Origin of the sequence: Hymenobacter saemangeumensis, from assembly GCF_039541835.1 — a bacterium.
In the GTDB taxonomy this organism is placed as follows: Bacteria; Bacteroidota; Bacteroidia; order Cytophagales; family Hymenobacteraceae; genus Hymenobacter; species Hymenobacter saemangeumensis.
Genome location: NZ_BAABGZ010000067.1, coordinates 21,898 through 42,443, shown reverse-complemented (window position 1 = coordinate 42,443; position 20,546 = coordinate 21,898). Strand labels below are relative to the sequence as shown.

17 protein-coding genes and 1 tRNA gene are annotated in these 20,546 nt (G+C 66.0%); 4 read left to right on the top strand and 14 right to left on the bottom strand.

Features of this window, described 5'->3' with window-relative positions:
- Positions 1-13: 13 nt before the first annotated feature.
- The 4 genes from ABD919_RS16065 to ABD919_RS16050 all read right to left on the bottom strand — a co-directional run bounded on the left by ABD919_RS16065 (position 14) and on the right by ABD919_RS16050 (position 4,223).
- The gene (locus ABD919_RS16065) at positions 14-1,513 is read right to left on the bottom strand and encodes a hypothetical protein (RefSeq protein ID WP_345237054.1); all 1,500 of its coding nucleotides are present in this window, start codon (positions 1,511-1,513) and stop codon (positions 14-16) included.
- 157 nt (positions 1,514-1,670) lie between these two features.
- Positions 1,671-2,309: a hypothetical protein gene (locus ABD919_RS16060; RefSeq protein ID WP_345237053.1), complete on the bottom strand. Its 639-nt coding sequence runs from the start codon at positions 2,307-2,309 to the stop codon at positions 1,671-1,673.
- A gap of 35 nt (positions 2,310-2,344) precedes the next feature.
- On the bottom strand, positions 2,345-3,601 hold the full coding sequence (locus ABD919_RS16055) for a site-2 protease family protein (protein WP_345237052.1): 1,257 nt from the start codon (positions 3,599-3,601) through the stop codon (positions 2,345-2,347).
- Positions 3,561-4,223, bottom strand: coding sequence for an HAD family hydrolase (locus ABD919_RS16050; RefSeq protein WP_345237050.1), 663 nt, complete (start codon positions 4,221-4,223; stop codon positions 3,561-3,563). The genes ABD919_RS16055 and ABD919_RS16050 overlap by 41 nt, the downstream gene beginning before the upstream one ends.
- Positions 4,224-4,408: 185 nt before the next feature.
- On the opposite strand from ABD919_RS16050, the gene ABD919_RS16045 reads away from it, so the two are divergent.
- Positions 4,409-4,482, top strand: a tRNA-Ile gene (locus ABD919_RS16045).
- Positions 4,483-4,717: 235 nt separating this feature from the next.
- On the opposite strand, the gene ABD919_RS16040 is transcribed toward ABD919_RS16045, so the two are convergent.
- Positions 4,718-5,146 carry a hypothetical protein gene (locus ABD919_RS16040; protein WP_345237049.1) on the bottom strand — a complete coding sequence of 143 codons (429 nt, stop codon included), beginning with the start codon at positions 5,144-5,146 and terminating at the stop codon, positions 4,718-4,720.
- A gap of 198 nt (positions 5,147-5,344) precedes the next feature.
- Between ABD919_RS16040 and ABD919_RS16035 the strand changes: the two genes are divergently transcribed.
- Together ABD919_RS16035 and ABD919_RS16030 are read left to right on the top strand one after the other, a co-directional pair.
- Complete coding sequence (locus ABD919_RS16035) at positions 5,345-5,818, top strand: LexA family protein (RefSeq protein WP_345237048.1); 474 nt, start codon at positions 5,345-5,347, stop codon at positions 5,816-5,818.
- Positions 5,793-7,088, top strand: a complete 1,296-nt coding sequence (locus ABD919_RS16030) for a Y-family DNA polymerase (RefSeq protein ID WP_345237047.1) — start codon at positions 5,793-5,795, stop codon at positions 7,086-7,088. Before ABD919_RS16035 ends, ABD919_RS16030 begins: the two co-directional genes overlap by 26 nt.
- Before the next feature lie 54 nt (positions 7,089-7,142).
- Here the strand turns inward: ABD919_RS16030 and ABD919_RS16025 are convergent, their stop codons facing one another.
- From ABD919_RS16025 to ABD919_RS15990, 8 genes are all read right to left on the bottom strand, one after another.
- Positions 7,143-8,141 carry a DUF1259 domain-containing protein gene (locus ABD919_RS16025; protein ID WP_345237046.1) on the bottom strand — a complete coding sequence of 333 codons (999 nt, stop codon included), beginning with the start codon at positions 8,139-8,141 and terminating at the stop codon, positions 7,143-7,145.
- A gap of 47 nt (positions 8,142-8,188) precedes the next feature.
- Positions 8,189-9,523, bottom strand: a complete 1,335-nt coding sequence (gene chrA / locus ABD919_RS16020; protein WP_345237045.1) for a chromate efflux transporter — start codon at positions 9,521-9,523, stop codon at positions 8,189-8,191.
- A 143-nt stretch (positions 9,524-9,666) separates the two neighbouring features.
- A complete protein-coding gene (locus ABD919_RS16015; RefSeq protein WP_345237044.1) occupies positions 9,667-10,782 on the bottom strand; it encodes a VWA domain-containing protein in 1,116 nt (371 codons plus the stop codon).
- 153 nt (positions 10,783-10,935) lie between these two features.
- Positions 10,936-13,242 (bottom strand): DUF5682 family protein, encoded by a 2,307-nt coding sequence (locus tag ABD919_RS16010; protein WP_345237043.1) that lies wholly within the window; start codon positions 13,240-13,242, stop codon positions 10,936-10,938.
- A 143-nt stretch (positions 13,243-13,385) separates the two neighbouring features.
- Positions 13,386-13,889 carry a hypothetical protein gene (locus ABD919_RS16005; protein ID WP_345237042.1) on the bottom strand — a complete coding sequence of 168 codons (504 nt, stop codon included), beginning with the start codon at positions 13,887-13,889 and terminating at the stop codon, positions 13,386-13,388.
- 27 nt (positions 13,890-13,916) lie between these two features.
- Positions 13,917-14,996: an ATP-binding protein gene (locus ABD919_RS16000; RefSeq protein ID WP_345237041.1), complete on the bottom strand. Its 1,080-nt coding sequence runs from the start codon at positions 14,994-14,996 to the stop codon at positions 13,917-13,919.
- A 57-nt stretch (positions 14,997-15,053) separates the two neighbouring features.
- Positions 15,054-16,607, bottom strand: coding sequence for a DUF5691 domain-containing protein (locus ABD919_RS15995; RefSeq protein ID WP_345237040.1), 1,554 nt, complete (start codon positions 16,605-16,607; stop codon positions 15,054-15,056).
- A 120-nt stretch (positions 16,608-16,727) separates the two neighbouring features.
- Positions 16,728-18,083: an SWIM zinc finger family protein gene (locus tag ABD919_RS15990; RefSeq protein WP_345237039.1), complete on the bottom strand. Its 1,356-nt coding sequence runs from the start codon at positions 18,081-18,083 to the stop codon at positions 16,728-16,730.
- A 279-nt stretch (positions 18,084-18,362) separates the two neighbouring features.
- On the opposite strand from ABD919_RS15990, the gene ABD919_RS15985 reads away from it, so the two are divergent.
- Positions 18,363-19,304: a 1-phosphofructokinase family hexose kinase gene (locus ABD919_RS15985; RefSeq protein ID WP_345237038.1), complete on the top strand. Its 942-nt coding sequence runs from the start codon at positions 18,363-18,365 to the stop codon at positions 19,302-19,304.
- Positions 19,305-19,424: 120 nt separating this feature from the next.
- Here ABD919_RS15985 and ABD919_RS15980 read toward each other — a convergent pair whose 3' ends face one another.
- Positions 19,425-20,492, bottom strand: coding sequence for a DUF6268 family outer membrane beta-barrel protein (locus ABD919_RS15980; RefSeq protein ID WP_345237037.1), 1,068 nt, complete (start codon positions 20,490-20,492; stop codon positions 19,425-19,427).
- Between the last annotated feature and the right edge of the window lie 54 nt (positions 20,493-20,546).

The window sequence follows — 20,546 nt, the reverse complement described above, 5'->3', positions numbered from 1 at the left end:
GGGCTGGAGACGGTTAATCGTCGGTTTCGCCGCAGGTGCAGAGTACCTCGCGCTGCGGGGGGGAGTATCGGTAGTCAGGCAAGGATACTTCCTTCATGTACACCACGGTAAGGGAGCGCAGTGGCGGGTGGGCGGGGTTTTCGTGCCAGATGCGCAGCTGGTAGTTGCAGAAGTAGCCCCGCATCCAGGTGTTGCTGATGAACAGGTGGTTTTCGGAGTACTTGCGCCAGCGGTCATTCTTGAACAGTGCCACCACCGAGGGCGGCTTGGCGTAGCTTACGGGCCGGCCCTCACGGTTCAGGTCAAGCAGGCGCCCATCGGCGGTACGGCCTTCGAGCACGTACCAGCCATCGTCCTTGAACACGGTAGGCGCAAACATGCCCCAGTGTTGGTCGAGGCGAAGCAGGAAGGCCGGCCAGCGCGCAGATTCAGGCATAAGCCAGCGCCCGCCGACGCAGTCGCTCAGGTTCCACCAGCCCACATAGGCCAGGGCGAGCAGAACCAGGCCTTCGCGCAGGCTCTGCAGCAAGCGTCGGCGGCCGGCACTCAGCGCGGGGCCCGTTTCCAGGCGCAGCTGCCAAGGCAGGCGGGGCAGGCGAGGCTGCCATCTCCGCAGCCGGGCCAGGCGCGGGCCCGCCCGGCAGCTCAGCCAGTCCAGGTCCCGGCCCGGCAGCAGCCCCAGCACCGACACCAGGTTAATCAGCCAGAAGAGCCCGACAAACAAAGTGAGGCTGATGCCAAGGTGGAAGCCAAAGATGAGGGCGAGAAACAGCAGCCGCCACCAGCGTACCCCCACCGGAATGAAAAGCACAAAGGGCAGCAGCAGCTCCAGGTACCAGGTGGCGAAGGTGAGAAAGCGCAGCACGCCGGGGTAGGGGTAAAGCAGGCGCCCGGCCGGCAGCAGCACCTGGTCGAGGCTGAAGGCGTAGTACAAGGCCGTGCCTTCGTGCGTCCATTCGGCGCCGCTTTTCAGCAAGGCCGTCACCCAGTAGAGAATGGCCAGCTGCACCACGTAGGCTACCGTGGCGGCGCTGAAGTAAGTCAGCTGGGCTGGCAGGGGCTGGCCTTTGGCATCGTGCGAATACACCCGGCCCCAGGGCAGAAACAGGCCCCAGAACAGCAGCATGCGCAGTAGGTCGTCGCCGCCCTGCCCGATAAGCGGGTTGCGGTTGTGCAGCGACAGCAGCAGCACCCAGGAAGCCAGGGTGGCCAGCCGGGTGTGCCAGCCCAGCAGCAAAGCCAGGGCCGCGCCGGCCGCCAGCCCAAACAGCAGGGCCTGCACCTGCCACAGCCCGCTGCTGGCGTGCAGCGAAAACTGCGAAGCCGACCACAGGTGCTCGTGCAGCGCGGCCAGCGGCAGCACGCCCAGGTTGGCGTAGTGGGCCTCCAGGTCGGTGGCCCGAATGGCGAGGTCGACGAGCAGCACGGCTCCCACACCCATGCGCAGCAGGGCCAGGGCGCGCAGGTCGAGGGTGAAGGGGCGGCGCAGCCAGGCAGGTACAGCAGGATGCATAGCGAACGAAAAGTGAGCTGGGCTCTGGGCGCTCTACGCAAAGAGTGCTCGGAAGTAGCAGCCGGGCCAGCCGGTTGGTAGCGGCAAGCAGCGCGGCAACCCGGGCCTGCGCCTCAGAGGTCTTTATCCTGTCAACAGGCCCGCGCTTTCCGGGGGCTTAGTTCACGTACGGTGCCTCCAGCTCCTGGCCCATGCTGCGCAGGGGCGTAGCCGTGAGGCGGCCGGTGAGGCGGGTAGACAGGGCCGTGGCCTCGGGCCCGCTCAGCACGTTGAGCTCGCGCAGCCAGGCCACGCGGCGTAGCTGGGGCTCGATAAAGCCCAGGGGGTTGACGGCGGCGTACTCGCGGCGCAGGTAGCTTTTGGTGCGGGCCTCCAGGGTTTCGGCAAAGTCCAGCAGAGCCCGGCGGTCGGAGCGGCGGTCGGCCAGCACCACCTGGCCGCGGCCGGTGTGCAGCACCAGCTGGTACCACCAGTTGCGCACGCCGTAGAGCACCACGGCCAGCAGGCCCAGGCCCAGGCCAATGGCCCAGAGCCAGAACTCGTCGGATGCCGCCTCCCCCTGGCTCAGGGAGCGGGAGGCACTGCTGGCCGCCCAAATGAGAAGGAAAAGCACGCCCGGCAGCTGGCGCTCGGGCCGGGTGTTGCGCCGCTCAATGCGGAGGGGCAGCACTTCCTCGTAGGGCATCTCCACCTCCAGGCTCATGCGCCCGCGTCCGTCGCCCTGGCCCAGGTACAGCCCGTGCTCGCGCAGGGCCAGCAAGGTAGTACGGGTAAATTGACGCTGCTGAAACTGCATGATAGGCAAAAGAACAGGGAGAATGCCGCCTTGTTCTACTGAAAGGGGGTGGGCGTGAAGCAAAGCACAAAAATAGCCACCATTACCCAGCCCAGCACTTTGCGGCCGGTGCTAAGGGGCCGCTCGTCGGGAGCACCGGGGTGGTAAATGCCTGTAAACCGCCCCAGTAGCAGGCCAAAAATCAGCCAGCCGGGGTTGCCGGCAATGCCCGGCACGGCCGTGGCCAGGGCCAGCTGGGCCAGCCAGATGCTGCCGGCCAGCAGCAGCGCCTGCCGGGCCGTGGGCAGGGCGCGCCGCATCACTGCCCACAGGTACAGGGCGTAGACCGGCCCGCCGTACAGCCAGGTTTCCCAGCCGTCCTGCAGCGAGAAGAGGCCCAGCCCGGCGTAGAAAATAAAGCTCACAAACAGCAGCAGGGCCAGGCGGTTGAAGCGGTGCCGGCCCAGCAGCCCGTACAGGATGTGGCCGCCGTCGAGCTGGCCCAGTGGCAGCAGGTTGAGGGCCGTGAAAAACAAGGACAGGGCGCCGGCCATCAGCACCGGGTAGTGCATGAGCTCGGCCGGGTGGGGCAGCCGGGCGGGGTCGGCAAAGGTGGCTTCCAGCAGGCGGTAAAGCAGGGGCTTGGCCAGCAGCGTGGTATTCTGCAGCACCTCCGGCGAGTAGGCAAACTCCGCGTAGCGGGCCCCGTACCGGGCCAGCTCGGGGTGGAAGTGAAAGGCGTAGGCCTGGGGGTCGGGCAGGTGGGTGAAGCCGTAAATCAGCAGGGGAACCGCCACCAGGAAGCCGGCCAGCGGACCCGCCAGGCCGATGTCGAAAAACTCCCGCCGCGAGAATATCCGGTCGCGTATGCGGATAATGGCGCCAAAGGTGCCCAGGCCCAGCGGAAACGGAATGTAGTAGGGCAGGGAGGTACGCACCCGGTTGTAGCGGGCCGTGCAGTAGTGCCCGAACTCGTGCACCGTGAGCACTCCCAGGAACGGCAGCGCAAACCACAGCCCGCGCTGCAGCTCTTCCTGCAGCAGGGCGCCGCGGTGGGTGAATACCGCAAGGGGCAGAAATCCCAGCCCGCCGGCTGTGAGCTGAATGCCGGCCAGGGTGGTCGTAATCAGCGTGACCAGGAATAAGCCAATATGCACAAACGCCGTGCGGGCCGGGGAGGGCGGCCGCTCAAAGCGACGGAACGCGGCCCGGGCAGCCGCCAGCCGGGTGTGCGGGGCGGCATGGACGACCGGGGGTGTCGGCTCGTCGGAATCAGCGGGAGGCAGCGGGGGAATATTCAGCGGGAAAGACACGGAGGGCTTCGGGCAGGGCAGTGGTAAGGGTAAGCGGCGGGGCCAGGTGCAGCACCCGCAAGCCCAGCCGACGGGCCGTAGCCACGTGCTGCGGACTGTCTTCGATAAACAACGTATCGGCGGCCTGCCAGTTCATCTCGCGCAGGGCATAATGGAAAATATCGTCGCCCGGCTTGCGCAGGCCCACTTCCTGGGAGTAGAACACGCGGTCCAGCACGTCGGCAATACCGTTTCGGAAGCCATATTGTTGGGCCAGGCGCTGGTTTATTTCGCCAATGTGCAGCACGTTGGTGTTGGAGAGCAGGGCGGTCTGGTGCCCGCGGCGGCGCAGCTCGCCAATCAGGGCCAGGCGCTCGGCCGGCACGTCGAGCAGCATGGCGTGCCAGGCGGCGTCCAGCTCGTCGTCGCTGGCCTGCAGCTCGTAGCCGGCCCGCAGGCCGTCGCGGAACTGCGCCGGCGTGATCTGCCCGGTTTCGAGCTGGTCAAACAGCTCGGCCTGCTGGGCCTGGGTGAATTCAATGGAGCTGCCGGCGCGGCTCAGCCGGCGCATGGCCGCCAGGGTGCGGTCGTAATCGATGTTGATGATGACGCCGCCAAAGTCAAACAGGAGGTGGGGAAGCATGAAACGGGTTTCTGGTTGCTTGTTTCTGGCTTCTGGTTACCGGCTTTTGGATGTTTGCCGGAACAACAACCAGAAACCCGTAACCAGAAACTAGCAACTTCTTCGCGAAGGTCGTACTTTTGCCCCGTCGGAGGGCCATTCGGTGGCATGGGTTTAGAGGTGAAAGAATAAACGCCTCCGGCAACGGGCCTATAGCTCAATCGGTTAGAGCAGCTGACTCATAATCAGCAGGTCCTTGGTTCGATTCCAAGTGGGCCCACGAAAAAGCCCCTCACGGTAGCGTGAGGGGCTTGTTTTGTATTGCAGGGGCATCTACTCAGCGGGCAGCGGTTGATAGGAGCCGGCTAGGGAGCTTGCGGTTCCGACGGCCATCAACGGGCGTGAGTCGGGCATTGCGCCCCTCGTTTTGACCGCATTGCAGCTGCCGGGGCACCAAGCCAGGTGGCATGGTGGAGGAGTAGGCCGGTGTCCGCCAGCAAAGAAGACCTGGCCGGCTACGCAACCAGCAAATCCTCCTCGTAGTAGCAGTCCCAGAACCCATTGTCGAGGCGGTACACGTTAACGCGGCGCACCAGGCCCGAGGGGGAGTGTCGCTGCTTTACCTGCCCCCGCCAGACGACGGCGCCGGTTCGGTTGTCCAGGGCGGGCTGCACGCGCTGGCCCAGGCCGTAGGCAAAGGTCAGTCCCGGAGCTGGAGCCGGTGCGGATGGGGTTTCCTCAGGAGCTGCCGGCTCCGGAGGCGCGGCTTCGCAGCGCGCTTCGTGCCAGGCCAGCAGCTCGCCGCACCGGGGGCATACCTCGGCTGCCAGTGTGTCGTCGAGCAGCGTTTCGTCCTGGGCATGGGGAGTTGCCGTAGCCGCCGCTTCCTCATATTCATCCTGCCGCCCTTCCTCTACATAGTATAGTTTTCTCGCCGTAGCCATAATCGTAGCCTTTAAACTAACCGCTAAATTAGATGGTGCTAACTGGTTTGGCAAGCCAGGGGTTGCGAAGCATCAGAAAAGTGCTGTGTTGCCGAATAGCATAATAACAGCAGAGATATTGCCAATACAATTGGTGGTATTTGCCAACATTTTTAGTAATTGTGACGTTATTTGCGTCCTCCTAAACCTGTTGGCCCTATGTGTAGCGTTGATATCCTTCAGATTGCCCGCGAGCCCGTCTGGCTCATTGAGTGCGAAACCCGTATTCCGGCCGGCTTCCCCAGCCCGGCCGAGGACGAGCGGGGCGTGCCGATTGACTTAAACAAAATTCTTCTTCCTCACCCCACCCACACGTACCTGGCGCGGGTGAACGGCACGAGCATGGACGGGCCGCCCTCCCACATCACCGATGGCGCCCTGCTGGCCATCGACTGCGCCCTCAAGCCCCAGGCCGGCCAGGTGGTGGTGGCGGCCGTGGAAGGCGAGTTCACGGTGAAGCGCCTGGAAAAGCGCGGCAGCACCTACTGGCTGGTGCCCGACAACCCCAGCTACGCGGCCGTCGAGATAATGGGCCGCGAGCACGTGCAGGTGTGGGGCGTGGTCACCCACGTCGTGACCGAACTCATCAACGGCAAGCTTCACGACCATGTTCGCGCTCGTCGACTGCAATAACTTCTACGTCAGCTGCGAGCGGGCCTTTCAGCCCCGGCTGGAGGGGCAGCCCGTGGTGGTGCTGTCCAACAACGACGGCTGCATCGTCTCGCGCTCGGCCGAAGCCAAGGCCCTGGGCATCAAGATGGGGGAGCCCCTGTTTCAGGTGCGCTCCCTGGTGGAGCAGCACGGCGTGCAGGCCCTGTCCTCGAACTATGCCCTGTATGGCGACATGAGCGGCCGGGTGATGGGCTACCTGGCCTCCGTGGCACCCGAGCTGGAGATTTATTCCATCGACGAAGCTTTCCTGAGCCTGCACGGCATGGAGCGCTGGCACGGCCGCCTGGACGACTACGCCCGCCGGATTCGCCGCGAGGTAAAGCGCCGCACCCACATTCCCACCTGCATCGGGCTGGCCCCGACCAAGACCCTGGCCAAGCTGGCCAACCGCGTGGCCAAGAAAGACCCGGCCCTGGGCGGGGTGCTGCTGCTGGACTCGCCCGAGCGCCGGCAGTGGGCCCTGGAGCAGGTGCCAGTGGAAGACGTCTGGGGCGTGGGGCGGCAGTACGCCACCAAGCTCTACAGCCTGGGCATCAGCACGGCTGCCGGGCTGGCCCGCTGCTCGGAGGCCATGGCCCGCAGGCACCTGGGCGGAGTGGTGGGCGCCCGCCTGGTGCGGGAGCTGCAGGGCTACCCCTGCCACCACCTGGCCCCGAGCGAGGACGGCAGCCTGGCCCGGCAAAGCATTGCCTGCACGCGCACCTTCGGCCGGCCGCTCAGCCAGTTTGAGGATGTGCTGGCCGCCGTCGCGGCCTTTGCCTCGCGGGCAGCCGAGAAGCTGCGGCGGCAGGAGTCGGCCGCCAGCGTGCTGACGGTTTTTCTTTCCCAAAACCGCTTCGGCACCACGCCGCCCCCGCACACGCGCTCGGCCCAGGTGACGTTGCCCGTGGCGACCAGCGACACGACGGAGCTGGTGCGCTTTGCCCGCTCCCTGCTCGGGCGTATCTGGCAGCCGGGCTCCGTGTACGTGAAGGCCGGGGTAATCCTGGACGGCTTTGAAAGCGGCGAGCAGAAGCAGCTCAGCCTGTTCGCGCCCGATGGGAGCGAGCGGACGGCCCGCCTGATGCAGAAGCTCGATGCCCTCAACGCCCGATTTGGCGGCAACAGCGTGCAGGTGGCGGCAGCCATTGGAGCCGTGGGCCGGCAGCCCGGTGTATGGAAAGGGCAGCAGCGGCGGCGCTCGCCGGCATTCACAACCAACTGGAACGAGCTGTGGGAGATAAAGGCTTAAGAATACTGGCCGGCAACGACGTGGCTTGTAAGCTGAATGTGGCCGTGTAGCCGGCTAATGCTTCATCCCGCCCATGCCATGCCCATGGGGCTGGGGACCTTTCCCTAGCTGGTCGAGCGCGGCCCGGAAGCCCTGGGCGAGCTGGGCGGCGGGCCCGCGCCCGTAGTAGTGCAGAAATATCATCCGGGGCTGGTCGAACAGCATGTGGTTGTGCACGGCCACTACTTCCAGCTGGTGGGCCCGCAGGGTTTTGATAACCGGGTTCACCTCGTGCTCCAGCATGGCGATGTCGCCGGCAATGTGGGCATTGGCCTGAGTGCCGGCGAAGGCCGCCCAGGAGTTCAGGCCGATGGCAGTGGTCATTTCCGTGTTCATCATCACGACGCGCAGGTCGTCGCGGCCCACGGTGTACTTGTAGGTGGCGCCGTTCACAGCGCCCGGCTGGCCCACCACGTTGTCCAGCGCGGGCAGGTCGAACAGCTCTTTGCCGGTTTGCGCCGGAGCCGCGGGGGCGGGCGGCTGGTTGGCGGGCAGCAGGCGGGAGTCTTTCAGCGTGGCGGCAAACTTGGCGGCCAGCTCGGCCGGGCTGCCCATGCCGTGGACGTGCATGTAGAAGATGCGGGGCTCCTCGTAAAAGAAGTGGTTGTGGACGGCGCCGATTTCCAGGCCGTTGGCCAGGGCGGCCGACATCAGCGGGTTTACTTCCTCCTGCCGCAGCACGGTGTCGCTCATCAGCATGGCCGACTTGCCGTCGAGCGTGTGCTTGATGGCTACCCAGCCGCCAAAGCCGAAGGAAGTAGGCACCGCCTCGCCCTTGATGCTGACCTGTAAGTCGTGGCGAGGCAGCGAAGTGGAATGGGTGGCCTGGGCCTCGTGGTAAGTGCCCTTTTTGCCCAGGGCAGCTTCGATGCCGGCAATTTCGGCGGCCGTGAGCGGGGGCGTCTTGCCTTTGGGGCCCGGCGCGGCCTGCGCTTCGTCGAGGCGAAGCAGGGAGGTGGCGCCGAGTAGCGCGGTGGCACGCAGCGCTTCCCGCCGGGAGAGAAAATGAGACATGGAAATGGGAATGGGAAAGGTGCAGGAATAGCCTGGCTACGGAAAAGCTAGAGCCCGGGGCCAGCCAGGTGATAAAACAGCCCCGCCAGGGCACTGATGCCAATCCACAGAATGAGGTTGAGGCGGAAGCGGTGCAGGGCCAGCAGCGAAACGGCCACCCACAGCAGGCTGGGCCAGTGCAGCTCGGCCCAGCGCAGGGGCCCGGCCGGAAACAGCACACTGCGCCCCAGGTACACGGCCAGGTTCAGGATAACGCCCACCACGGCAGCGGTGATGATGCTCAGCACGGCCTTAAGCCGGGCATTGTGCCGGCTGTGCTCGATAAGCGGGGCGCCCACGAGGATGAAGACAAAGCAGGGCAAAAAGGTGTAGTAAGTGGTAGCCAGCAGCCCCAGCGCACCCAGCGCAAGCGAGCCGCCAAAGTGCGTGTAGCCGCCCATGAAGCCCACAAACGCCAGCACCATGATGAGGGGGCCGGGCGTGGTTTCGCCCAGGGCCAGGCCGTCGAGCATCTGCCCCTGGCTTAGCCAGTGCAGCTTTTCCACGCTCACCTGGGCCACGTAGGGCAGCACCGCGTAGGCGCCGCCAAAGGTGACCAGCGCGGCCTGGGTGAAAAACTGCGTAAGCCCGCGCCAGAACGGAAAGTCGGGCGCGGCCAGCCCCAGCAGCCCCAGCGGCAGCCCCCACAGCCCCAGCGCTACGGCCAGCTGCCGCACCAGGCGCGGCCCGGAAAAACCAGTGCCGGGCACTACCGACTGCATGGTCAGGTAGTAGCCTTCTTCGGCCTGGGCAGCCCGCGCCTCGCTGCCGGTCGTGGCCGGCGCTGAAAAGAAGGCATGCGCCAGCAGTCCCACCGCCCCAGCCCCGAGGATGAGCAGCGGAAACGGTACGTTCAGCCAGAAAATACCCAGGAAGCTGGCCAGGGCCACCGCATAATGCAAAGGGCTCAGCAGCGACTTCTGGCCGATTTTGACCATAGCCAGCAGGATAATGGCCACCACGGCCGGCTTCAGGCCCAAAAACACCGCCTGCAGGGCCGGCAGCGTGCCCACTGTGACGTAGAGCACACACAGGGCCAGCAGAATAAACACCGAGGGCAACACAAACAAAATGCCCGCCGCCAGCCCGCCCCGGCTGCCGTGCAGCAGCCAGCCAATGTAGGTAGCCAGCTGCTGGGCTTCGGGCCCGGGCAGCAGCATGCAGTAGTTGAGGGCGTGCAGAAACTTGGCGTCGGAAATCCAGCGCTTCTCCTGCACCAGCGTCTGGTGCATGATGGCAATCTGCCCGGCCGGCCCGCCAAAGCTGATGAAGCCCAGCTTCAGCCAGAAGCGCAGCGCTTCGGCAAAGCTGGGTTGGGGCGGCGGGGCGGGAGGCTGGGGCATTTTTTAGTAAGTGGTAAGACCCCGCGCCATCAGCGCGGCTGCGTGACATCAGGTAGGTAGTAAGAAAAGATGCTGACTATTTTTGGCGTAGGCTGTTCATCTGTATCGAAAGTAGGAAGCTTGAAGAACCGCCAGGTCACTTTTCAGCCGGAAATGCCACTCAGGCTTTGGCCCTGGATAGCTGCCGCCATCAAATCGGGGAAGCGGGCGGGGGTGCAGGCAAAGCTGGGGACGTCCAGGGCGGCCAGCTTTTCGGCTACGCGGCGGTCGAAGCTGGGGGCACCCTCGTCGCTGAGGGCCAGCAGGGCGACCACCGTCACGCCGGCCGTGCGCAGGGCGGCGGCCCGCTTCAGCATCTCGTTTTCGTTGCCGCCTTCGTAAAGGTCGGACACGAGCACCAGGATAGTGTCGGTGGGGCGGGAGATAAGCTGCTGGCAGTAAGCCAGGGCCAGGTTGATGTCGGTGCCGCCGCCCAGCTGCACGCCAAACAGCAGGTCCACCGGGTCGGTGAGGGTGGCGGTGAGGTCCACCACGGCCGTGTCGAACACCACCATGTGGGTTTTCACCGCCTTGAGCGTCGCCAGCACGGCGCCAAACACACCGGCATACACCACCGACGAAGCCATGGAGCCGCTCTGGTCTACGCACAGCAAAATTTCCTTCAGGGCCTGCCCGCGGCGGCCCATGCCCACCAGCTTTTCGGGGATGATGCTGCGGTGGGTGGGCTGGTAGTGCTTCAGGTTGGCCCGGATGGTGGCGTTCCAGTCGATTTCGCGGTAGCGGGGGCGGGGGTTGCGCACGGCCCGGCTCAGGGCGCCCTGCACAGCCTGGCGCAGCGGGTTGCTGAGCTTCTGCTCCAGCTCGCGCACCACCTTGGTAATCACCTCCCGCGCCGTGCTTTTGGCCTTGGCCGGCATCACCCGGCTTAGGGAGAGCAGGGTGCCCACCAGGTGCACGTCGGCCTGCACGGTGCGCAGCACTTCGGGCTCCAGCAGCAGCTGCTGCAAACCCAGGCGGGTCATGGCGTCCTGCTGCATCACGGCCACCACCTCGCTGGGAAAGTAGGTGCGGATGTCGCCCAGCCAGCGGCTTACCCGCGGGGCCGAGCCGCCCAGGCCCGCCTTCCGCTCGGCGGGGTCGCCGTCGTAGAGGGAAGTCAGCACCTCGTCCATCTTGCCGTAGTCGGGCGGCATGGCTACGGTATCCTGGGCGTCGGCGGCGCTGCCCAGCACGAGCTTCCAGCGGGAGGCATTGGACATGGCGGGGTGGGGTTTAATGGTGAGGAATTAGTGGGTTGAAATTTTTAGTGTTGCAGGCGTTCAGCCCCACCCCCGGCCCCTCCCCTGCGGGGGAGTCTGGCGGCAAGTGGAGTGGCACCTGCGAAAGCTGTACATGCTGCCTTAGCGTTTACATCAGTGTGTTGCCGGGCCGGCCAGCAGGCCTTGCAGGGTGGCAAGCACTGGCTGGGCCCGGCTCCAGTCCAGGCTGCTGGCTGCGCCGGCTGCTGCCGGGGGGCGGGCCTCGTGGCTGGCCAGGTCCAGCAGCTGGCGGCGCTCGGGCAGGCTGAAGTCGGTAAAGGCCCGGCGCAGCAGGGGCACGATTTCGCGGAAGGTGTCTTCCGGCAGGCTGCCCAGCCAGGCGTCGAGCAGCTCGAACAGGGGGCGGTGGTGGATGAGCAGCAGGCCGCTGCCGCGCAGGAAGCCCTCAATCCAGGCCGTGGCGTAGTCGGTGGGCTGGGCCGGGGCCAGGGCCAGGCCCAGGGCCGTGGCCGTAGCCTCCGGGTCGGCCTGCTGGGCGTCGAACAGCAGGCGGGTGGCGGCGCCGGCCAGCAGGCCATTGCTGCCGGGGTGGCGCTGCACGGCCGCCAGCGCCGCGTACCAGTCGGCTTCCTGGCTGGCATCTTGCAGCAGGCGCAGGGCCTGGTGGGTGGCTTCGATGCGCTTGAGCAGGGGCTTGGCGGCGTCGTAGTCGAGGCCGGCACAGGCGGCAGGCAGGCCGATGCACAGGCGCGGCAGCAGCTGGTGCACCACCTGGGCCACCTGCCGGGTGTCGGTGCGGCGCACGTTGCCGTAGCGCAGCACCTGCACCAGCGGGGGCAGGGCCGCCAGCAGGTGCGTGACGTCGCGGGTGCCGGCCCCGATGGTTTCGAGCCGGCCCACCAGGGCCGGGATGGCCGGGCCGAGGTCGGCGCGCAGGGCTTCTTCCAGGAGCAGGCTCACCGCTTCCAGGTCCTGGGCCTCCGTGGCGCGGTGGCGGGCGCGGGCGGCGGCGGCTTCCAGCACGGTGTTGCCCCAGCGGCCGGCCTCAATCACGGCCAGGGCCATTTCCGGTGCCCACCGCAGGGTCCACAGCTCGTGGAAGGTGCCGCTTTTGCCGGCCACTTCCTCGGGCTCGCCCCAGGCGATGCCCAGCAGGCGCAGGCGGTGCAGCAGGTAGCTGCGCTCAAGCTGGGCCGGCTGGCGCAAATCCAGGTCGAGGTCGCGGGGCTGGGGCTCGGGCTTGAGGCGCAGGCTTTTCTGCTGCTGGGCCAGGTCCTGCTGCAGGGGGGTGGCGGGCAGGCCGGCGGGCACTTCGCCCAGCTTCTCGCCAATCACCAGCGCCCGCTGCACCAGGTCCAGAGGCTCGGCGTAGCCCCCACCCAGGATGGCCACGGCTGCTTCCTGCAGCTCCTCAATGCCGGGCAGCTCCAGGCCGCGCACGGCGGCCAGGGCCTGGGCCAGCCGCGTGCCCTCGATGGCGTGGGCCGAGGAGGCATCCATGTCCTGGCCCCGCAGCAGGCGGGTGGCCCGCACCATCCACTGCGTCACCACTTCGGCCCGGGGCTGGGCAAACAGCAGCTCGTACCAGGCCGGCGACAGCACGCCCGCGCCGTAGCCCGAGCTGTAGGACAGCCGCTCGTAGGTCCAGGGAATCCAGGTGGTGGCGGTGGGTACCTTCTTTAGTCCTTTGAGCCGGGCTTTGTCTTCTTTTTTGAGCAGCTCCGGCCGCAGCACGGGGGCGTGCCAGGCCCCGCACACAATGGCCACCCGGGGGTAGCCCTGGGCCAGGGTAGCGCGCAGCGTTTCCCGCATAAAGGCCTCGCGCAGCAGCGTGTCGTCGCTTTCCGGGCGCTGCAACTCCTCGCGCAGGGCCGTCATCATATCCAGCACTACCTCGAAGGTGTCGGCGTGGCCGGGGGCGTGCTCAAGGCGGGTTTCCCACCACTGCTCGGAGTCGGCATGGTTGTCGAGCCGGGCCAGGTAGGCAATGGGGTCCTGGGCAACCCCTCCCCCCGACTCCCTCCCCGAAAGGGAGGGGGAGCCTGACGGGTCGTTCTGCTGGTCGGCCTCAGCCTCCGGCTCGGCATCTGCTTGGGGCTCTGGTGCGTCTTGCTCAGAAAGTTCGGTTACCTCTTTGGTAGCAAAGCGGATGGCGGCGGGCAGGTCCATGCAGCGCAGGTGGGCACCGTGGCGCTGGCACCAGTGTATGGCCTGCCACTCGGGCGAAAACTCGGCAAAGGGCAGGAAAGAGGCCTGGCCCTGCTGCTTGGGGTTGTAGACGAGCAGGGCCACGGGCGGCTTCAGCTCCGGGTGGGTGGCGGTGGCCAGGGCCGCTTCGGCATCGGCGGGGCACTCCAGCAGCAGCATGTCGGGCCGGAAGGCATCCAGGGCCTTGAGCAGGCTGGCCGCGCTGCCGGGGCCGTGGTGGCGAATGCCGAAAATGCGCAGGTCGGTGGGCATGAGGGGAAAACTTGTTTTGGCCGATGATGGCGTGGGATACAGGCGCCTCCCGTCGTTCAGCACGATGCTTTTTAGTTGTCAGTTGTTCGTTGTCAGTTGTTCGTTGTCAGTTTCCGAGTAAACATTTGACTGACAACTAACAACTAACAACTAACAACTAACAACTGACAACGAACGGAAGCCCGCATCCGTGCACGGCACGCCATCAGAGGACTCTGGGCAGCGGGGGGGGGTAACAGCCGTTTTGGGACAAAGGCACTGTGCAGCTCCTCCGGAATCTGCTGCCACACGTGTTCGGGAATGCCGGGCTTGAACTTGACCGGTTTCAAGCGGCTGCCCTGCACCAGGTCGAGAAACTCCCAGTAAACCAGCAGGAAGGAGTCGGTTTGCACAAACTCCATCCAGCCTTCGGCTATCCATTGGTTGGCTGCATCGAAAATGCCAATGCCGGAGTAGTTTTCCAGGCGGCCGTCGAGGTGGCCGGCATCGTGCCCTTCTATGCAGCTCTGCGACCAGTCGAACTTTACCGTTGGCTCATCAATACCGTAGTGTCTCAGGTCAGCGGTGAGCTGCTGCTCTACAAGCTCCCGGAGCTGGGGGGGCATTTCGCTGGACATTCCCATGTCCTGGTAGTTAGGGGTAGGCATGGCTTCAATAAGGGCGATTTAAGGTTTCTACTCTACAACTTCGCGGCAGGCGCGGTACAAATCCTTCCAGCCTTCGCGCTCCTTCACCACGGTTTCCAGGTACTCCAGCCACACCACGCGGTCGGGCGCCGGGTCTTTGATAACGGCGCCGGTTAGGCCGGCGGCCAGGTCGTGGGCGCGCAGCGTGCCGTCGCCGAAGTAGGCGGCCAGGGCCAGGCCGGAGTTCATCACCGAGATGGCCTCGCCCGTACTGAGCGTGCCGCTGGGCGTTTTGAGCTTGGTTTTGCCGTTTTCCGTCACGCCGCTGCGCAGCTCCCGAAACATGGTCACCAAGCGCTTAATTTGCTCCAGGGCGGGCTTCTCCGCCGGAATCTGCAGGGACTGCCCCAGCTTTTCCACCCGGGTTTGCACAATGCGCACCTCCTCGTCCAGCGAGGCGGGCAGGGGCAGCACCACGGCGTTGAAGCGGCGGCGCAGGGCGCTGCTGAGCTCGTTCACGCCGCGGTCGCGGTCGTTGGCCGTGGCAATCACATTGAAGCCCTGCCGGGCCTGCACCTCGGTGCTGAGCTCGGGAATGGGCAGCACCTTTTCCGAGAGCATGGTGAGCAGCGTGTCCTGCACATCAGAGGGAATGCGGGTCAGCTCCTCGATGCGCACCAGCTGCCCGGTTTCCATGCCCTTGTAGAGCGGGCTGGGCACCAGCGCGTCCAGCGACGGGCCCTGGGCCAGCAGCTGGGCGTAGTTCCAGGAGTAGCGCAGGCTGTCTTCGGCGGTGCCGGCCGTGCCCTGCACCAGCAGGTTGGTGTGCCCGCTGATGGCCGCCGTCAGGTGCTCGCTCACCCAGCTTTTGGCCGTGCCCGGCACGCCCAGCAGCAGCAGGGCCCGGTCGGTGGCCAGAGTGGCCACGGCAATCTCCATCAGCCGCCGCTGCCCGATGTACTTGGGCTCAATCTCGAAGCCATTATCAAGCGTGCCACCGAGCAAGTAGGTAACCACGCCCCAGGGCGACAGCTGCCAGCCCGGCGGCCGGGGCCGGTCGTCGGCCTGACGGAGGGCGGCCAGCTCCTCGGCATACAAATCTTCGGCGTGGGGGCGGAGCAGGGACATTTTTGTGGAATTATGAATTATAAATTATGAATTATGAGGGGGTGCTGTTTCGGGTGGCTATGGCTCGCTGAGGCTGGCGGTGAGCTTTTGGCGAAACTGCAGGGTGTCGAAAAAGTCGGCAATGAGGGGGGCGAGGTAGAAGCTGGTTGTGGCCAGCGGGGCCAGCAGCTCGGTGCATAGGCCGGTCTGGGCCGGGGCTACGGCCCCACCCAGGTGGTAGAGCAGCAGCGAGCAGCGCTGGTAGGGCTCCCCGTACCGGTTGCCGACCTGGCCCGCCATCACCTCGGTCAGGTAGCGCAGGGCAGCGGCTACTACATCGGCCGGCCAGGGCGGGCCGATAAAGGCCAGCAGCTCGGGTAAAAAGGACAGCAGGGCTCCGGCCTGGTACGGGAGCTGGCTGCGCAGCAGCTCCAGCTTTTCGGCATCAGTCAGCAGGCCCGCCAGCTGGGCGGCCTGGGCCTGCGACAGGCGGGCTTTCTCCAGGTGGCGCAGCAGCAGGGGCGCGGCAAACGCCTTGTCCTGGTGCAGGATAGCCGCGCGGGTCCAGGCCCGCAGCAGCAAGGCAGCCCAATCGCTGCTTTCCGCCAGGGTCAACAGCTCGTCCGGGGTCAGCTGCAGGTGGGCAGTCCAGCGGCTGGGGGGCAGCAAGGCCAGCAGCTGGCCCAGCTGGCCGGCTTTTTCGCCGCCTTCGAAGCTGGCATCGCGCTGCTCAACGCCATCGGCCAGCCAGGATTTGTCCCAGGCTTCCGGCAGGGTTACCAGCAGCTTGCCGGGGCCCGCTGCCGGGGCCTGCACCGCCAGCAGGGGCCGGGCCCGCTGCCAGAGCCGCTGTAGTAGTACCGACTGTGGCAGGCGAGCCAACAGCTGGGCCGCCGTTTGGCGCACTTCCTTGCTTTTGGCCGTCAGGTAGGGCTCCAGCAAAGGGGCATCGGCGGCGGTGAGGCCGGAAGCCAGCTCGCTTAGCAAAGCTGCCTGCTGGCTGGCTGGCTCAGCGGGCAGGGCGGCGGCCAGCAGCTCCCGGGCCTGGGCGGGGTCGGTCTGGTGCAGCTGCCGCAGGTGGGCGCGGCGCTGGGCCGGGGTGCCGGTTTCCCAAATGGCAGGGTCAGCGGGCGCCTCGGTATCAATGGCCAGGGCCTGCCACTCGGGGTTTTGGCGGGCCAGCCAGCGGCCGCGCTCCCCCAGGATGTTGGTCAGGTCGCCGGCCAGCAGGGAGCGGAAGGTTTTGTGGTGCAGCACCGGCACCAGCAGCGCCGATGGTATCAGGCGGCGGTGTGCCCGCAGCTGGCTCAGGTAGTCGGCCAGCAGGCCATGGTAGCGGTTGTCGTCCAGCAGCGCCCGGATGCACTCGGCCCCGCGCCGGCCCAGGGGCTGCCAGGCTTCGGTCGGGGCCGGCGCGGGGAGAAGAGGTGCGGCCACGGCCTGAAATCCTGCCTTCTGCGCCAGGGCCAGGGCCCCGCTAGTGAGCAGCAGCAGCTTTTCGCGGGCGTCGGCATCCTCCGGCAGGTCAGTGTTCATTCCCGGCAGGGTAGGCACGGCTTCTCCGCTCTGCCGGGTGCCCAGCAGGGCCACACGCAGCAGCTGGGCCGGGGCAGAGTCGGGGAGGATGCTCATTTTTTAAGTTAAAAGTTGAGAGTTAAAAGTTAAAAACAGCAGTGAAAAGAGCAACAGTGAAGCTGAGTCAGGGGTATGTTTTAACTCATAACTCATAACTCATAACTCATAACTCATAACTCATAAATAGCTCCAGCTGCCCAGGGGGCGCAGGGCCTGCCCGTCCCACTCGCCAAACACGCTAAGCGGGTGGCCGCCGCTGAGGGCCAGCAGCTGCCAGCCTTCGTCGGCCGAGCTGAGGCGCAGGGGCAGGGCCAGGTTTTCCGGGCCGTGGGTGAGCACCCAGCTGTCGTCGGGCAGCCGGGCCGGCACCACTTCGGCCAGGGTAGCGGGCCACTCGCGCAGCCAGGGGTGCCGGGCCAGGGCTTCGGCGTAGCCTTGCAGCAGCTGGGTAGGCGAAAGGCCCGGCGGGGCCGCGTGCGCTTTCCCGGAGCCCGTAAATTTCAGCTCCAGGGGGGTGGCCCGCAAGGGCAGCAGGCCGGGGTAAAACACCAGGCGTCCTTCGTAGTAAGCATTGGGCACCAGGTGAGTGGCAAAGGGCTGGCTGCCGAAGGCGTACTCCAGCAGCAGGGCGTAGCGGCCGGTGCCCAGGCCGCGCAGCCAGCAGCGGCGGACCGTCAGCCGCTCTTCCTCCGTGATGCGCAGCCCCAGCACCTGCCACTCGTCGGTAATGGCGGGCGCCTGCGTCAGCAGCTCTTCCTTCTTGATGGTGATGCCCACCTGCTGCAGCACTTCCTGGTGGGTGTCGGCCGGCAGGTGGTGGCGGTTGCGAAAGGCGCGCGTCAGCCAGTACAGCTCGCCCAGGCGGCCGAGCAGGCGGGCGGGCCAGTCGGCATGGCTGTGGCGGAGGGTAGCCAGCTCGCGCAGTGTGCCCGCCAGCCCCGGCAGCTGGTTGTCGACCAGCCGCGCCGCCTGGCTTTCCCAGAAGCTGCGCGGCTGCTGGTCGAGGGCTGCGATTCCGCTGCGCATCAGGTCAATAAGCCACAGCTCCAGGTCGGCGGCGCCCTGCTCCATGCGGGCCAGGCGGGCGGGGGCTACCTCCAGGCCGGGCCCCGCGTCAGCCGGGGCGGTCGGACGGGTCGTGGGAGTATCCTCCGCCTCCTCAGCAGGCACCGGAGCGGCGGCTTTGCTTGTTTTTTTCTCCTGGCTTTGCTGGCGCTTGCCCAGCCAGTCGGCCAGCCAGTCGGGCGGGGCCGCGGTGGGCAGCAGCTCCGGCTGCCCGGCCAGGAGCAGGAAAAGGCCCGCGCCGTGCTTGCAGGGAAACACCCGGCTGGGGCAGGAGCATTTAAACGCCGGCTCGCTTAGGTCGATAGCGGTGAGGTAGGGCCTGCTGCCGCTGCCGGCGCAGTGGCCCCAGGCGGCGGTATCCGTCTGGCCCAGGTTGCTCCACTTGCTGGGGCTAGCCAGCTCCTGGCCCCGCTTCAGCGTGCCGGCGTCGGTTACCAGCGCCCGCACCTGTTCTTCTGTCCAGGCCAATTTTTTCAGAGGAATGCGGTGAGACGAAGGGAGAGGGTGTGCAGACAAAAATAGGCCCGCGGCCCAGAAAGCCCGCTCACTCACCCAGTTCAGGCTGCATTTTTTGGCTGTGCCGAGCTTCGTTGGCTTGTTTGGGAGGTGCCGGAAGCGAATGCGCCGGAGGAGAAGGAAGGGGCCGGTGCCTGCCCACCGGGGCGGCGGGACGCTCCATTACCCCTTGTTTCCTAGCTTTATCCCGCATATAACAGGCAGCCCGGCCTCACACCTTTCAACTTACCTATGCCCCACGTTGTCACCCTCACCCTGAACCCGGCCATCGATAAAAGTACCGTCGTGGACCGGATGCTGCCCGAGCACAAGCTAAACTGCACCCCGCCCACGGTAGAGCCGGGTGGTGGGGGTATCAATGTGGCGCGGGGGCTGCGCCGGCTGGGGTTAGATGCCCGGGCCCTGTTTGTGGCCGGTGGTCCGCCCGGCGCGCTGCTGGGGCAGCTGCTGGCCCAAGAGGGCATTGCCGGCCTGCCCGTGCCCGTTGCGGCCTGGACCCGCGAAAACCTCACGGTAGTGGATGCTGCCTCCAACCAGCAGTACCGCTTTGGCATGCTCGGTGCCACGCTCAGCCCCGCCGAGCAGGACCAGGTACTGGCCAGCCTGGCAGCGCTCGACCCTGCGCCGCAGGTGCTGGTAGCCAGCGGCAGCCTACCCCCGGGCGTGGCGCCAGCGCTCATGGGCCGCATTGCCCACTGGGCCCGCGCGGTCGGAGCCCGCTTGGTTGTCGACACCTCAGGCGAGGCCTTGCAGAGCGCCCTTAGCGAGGGCGTATATCTGCTCAAGCCCAACCTGAGCGAGCTCAGCAAGCTCGTCGGCGCGAGCGAGCTCGACAGCGAGTCGGCCGGGCAGGCAGCGCAGGAGCTAATCAATCAGGGTAAATGTGAGGTAGTGCTGGTGTCGCTGGGCCCCAGCGGGGCTTGCCTCGTCACCTGCGAGGGGGTAGACTACATTGCGGCGCCGGCTGTGAAAAAGCAAAGCACCGTGGGAGCCGGCGACAGCCTGGTGGCCGGCACCGTGTACGGCCTTTGCCAGGGGTGGCCACTGCGCGAAGCTGCCCGCCTTGGAGTAGCCTGCGGCACCGCAGCGACCATGAATCCCGGGACGGAGCTCTTTCATAAAGCCGATGCCGAGCGCCTGCACCGCTGGCTGCTGCAGACGATGGCCCCCTAATCGCCAGGCAGGTCTTCTACTCCGGAAAACGGAAGACAAGAGCGGCGAGGACTACTAAAAAAAGAGGAGCTTCCGGCCGGAAGCTCCTCTTTTTTGGTTCAGCCAGGCTTAACCTCCGGATTAGGGGCTAACCAGGTTGAGGCTGAGGTTGAAGTACAGCGGGTTGGTCAGCTTGTTTTTGAACAGCGACGGCTCCGAGCCCAGCAGGCTTTCCTTTTCACCGGTGGGGTTCTGGTGGTGGAAGGCGTCGTTGCGGTAGTTGTAGCGCAGGCCGGCCTGGGCCGATACCCAGATAAAGCCCGCCAGCTTCTGCTCGTAGGTGAAGCGGGGCTTGAGCTCACCGCGGCGCAGGTACACCTCGTGGCCGTTGGCCTGGCCCAGGTAGTAGGTGTTGCCTTCCAGCTCGTAGCCAAACTTGAGCAGGGCCGTGGTGCCGAAGTTGCGGCGCAGCTCGGCGCGGGCCGGGAACACCACTTCGCAGCCCCACTTGGGCGAGAAGGTGCGGTTGTAAAGTATTACCGGAATGTAGAGCAGCTGCCCGGCGCGGTAGGTGCGGCTCAAGCCCAGGCCCCACTGCAGGTTGTCGTTGGGCTTCCAGCCAAAGATGGCGGTGCCGCTGTACGTCATCTGCTTGCGCGAGAGGTCGCCAAAGCCGCGGTAGTTGCCGTTGAGGTCGGAGTTGGCCTGCAGCAGCAAGAAGTGCTTGTTGTCGAAGGGCTTGAAGATGGTAACGTTCAGGCCGGTAGTGCGCAGGCCTTCGTCGAGCTGCTCAAAGTAGCGCGAGGACTTGGCGTTGTCGATACCGAGGTCGGTGTTCCAGTACGTCAGGCCCAAGTTTACAATGAGGTTGTTGCGCGAAATCACCGGGGCGTTGAAAGCCAAGCGAACGCCCCGGGCGGCGCTGATGCGCGTCTCGGCCGTGGTGCTGGCATTGCTCAGGTGGGGCCCCGTGCTGGTGAGGTCGTAGGGCAGCTGGGCCTCGTAGCCTATCGAAATCAGCTTGGTGGGGCTGATGTACAGCACCTTCTGGGTGTTGTAGGTGCCACCACCGGCCGAGGCATCGCCAAACTCATCGAAGTTGAGGTCGTCGCCGGCGGGTGTGGCCGTGCGGGTGGTGTCGGTGACTTGCGCCAGGGCCGGCGCGGCAGACAGTAGCCAGCCGGCTAGTGCTAAGTAGGTGTATTTCATGCGGCGGGCAGTAAAGTAAGGCAGCCTAAAAATGAGTTATCCCGAGCCGCGGTC

What these genes read in the sequence shown, in the direction of transcription:
- ABD919_RS16065 (WP_345237054.1), bottom strand. Translation starts at nt 1,513, where the DNA reads ATGCATCCTGCTGTACCTGCCTGGCTGCGCCGCCCCTTCACCCTCGAC.
- ABD919_RS16060 (WP_345237053.1), bottom strand. Translation starts at nt 2,309, where the DNA reads ATGCAGTTTCAGCAGCGTCAATTTACCCGTACTACCTTGCTGGCCCTG.
- ABD919_RS16050 (WP_345237050.1), bottom strand. Translation starts at nt 4,223, where the DNA reads ATGCTTCCCCACCTCCTGTTTGACTTTGGCGGCGTCATCATCAACATC.
- ABD919_RS16040 (WP_345237049.1), bottom strand. Translation starts at nt 5,146, where the DNA reads ATGGCTACGGCGAGAAAACTATACTATGTAGAGGAAGGGCGGCAGGAT.
- ABD919_RS16035 (WP_345237048.1), top strand. Translation starts at nt 5,345, where the DNA reads ATGTGTAGCGTTGATATCCTTCAGATTGCCCGCGAGCCCGTCTGGCTC.
- ABD919_RS16030 (WP_345237047.1), top strand. Translation starts at nt 5,793, where the DNA reads ATGTTCGCGCTCGTCGACTGCAATAACTTCTACGTCAGCTGCGAGCGG.
- ABD919_RS16025 (WP_345237046.1), bottom strand. Translation starts at nt 8,141, where the DNA reads ATGTCTCATTTTCTCTCCCGGCGGGAAGCGCTGCGTGCCACCGCGCTA.
- chrA (WP_345237045.1), bottom strand. Translation starts at nt 9,523, where the DNA reads ATGCCCCAGCCTCCCGCCCCGCCGCCCCAACCCAGCTTTGCCGAAGCG.
- ABD919_RS16015 (WP_345237044.1), bottom strand. Translation starts at nt 10,782, where the DNA reads ATGTCCAATGCCTCCCGCTGGAAGCTCGTGCTGGGCAGCGCCGCCGAC.
- ABD919_RS16010 (WP_345237043.1), bottom strand. Translation starts at nt 13,242, where the DNA reads ATGCCCACCGACCTGCGCATTTTCGGCATTCGCCACCACGGCCCCGGC.
- ABD919_RS16005 (WP_345237042.1), bottom strand. Translation starts at nt 13,889, where the DNA reads ATGCCTACCCCTAACTACCAGGACATGGGAATGTCCAGCGAAATGCCC.
- ABD919_RS16000 (WP_345237041.1), bottom strand. Translation starts at nt 14,996, where the DNA reads ATGTCCCTGCTCCGCCCCCACGCCGAAGATTTGTATGCCGAGGAGCTG.
- ABD919_RS15995 (WP_345237040.1), bottom strand. Translation starts at nt 16,607, where the DNA reads ATGAGCATCCTCCCCGACTCTGCCCCGGCCCAGCTGCTGCGTGTGGCC.
- ABD919_RS15985 (WP_345237038.1), top strand. Translation starts at nt 18,363, where the DNA reads ATGCCCCACGTTGTCACCCTCACCCTGAACCCGGCCATCGATAAAAGT.
- ABD919_RS15980 (WP_345237037.1), bottom strand. Translation starts at nt 20,492, where the DNA reads ATGAAATACACCTACTTAGCACTAGCCGGCTGGCTACTGTCTGCCGCG.